General features: G+C 70.2%; 1 protein-coding gene. It reads left to right on the forward strand.

What is annotated here, in order from left to right; all coding sequences use genetic code 11:
• Positions 1 to 346, forward strand: a 346-nt coding sequence (locus UK12_RS45385) for a hypothetical protein (RefSeq protein WP_045307087.1), incomplete at both ends; no start/stop codon positions are given.

A 346-nucleotide genomic window follows, 5' to 3' on the forward strand; every position in this document is an offset into this window, starting at 1 on the left:
GGCGGGACATCTACGATGCCCTGCCGATCACCCCCGAGGAGACCGTCTTCGGCCAGAACTTCGTCGGCTGGAACAGCAGTTACGACGCGAGCCCGATCCGGGTCGAACAGATGCGGGAGTGGCGGGACGCCCAGGTGGGACGCACCCTGGCCCTTCGCCCCCCACCGACCCAGGACACCGGTGCTATACCGACTCCCCCCGCTCGACCCAAACGGGAACGCCCCAACCCGCCCGGCCGTCACCCCCGGCCGGTTCAGATACCCCCGGACCAGACCGGCACCCGCCACGTACAACTCGCCCGCCACACCCGGCGGGACCGGCTGAAGCCGGTCGTCCAGCACGTACA

It is taken from the genome of Saccharothrix sp. ST-888, assembly GCF_000955975.1.
GTDB lineage: Bacteria > Actinomycetota > Actinomycetes > Streptomycetales > Streptomycetaceae > Kitasatospora.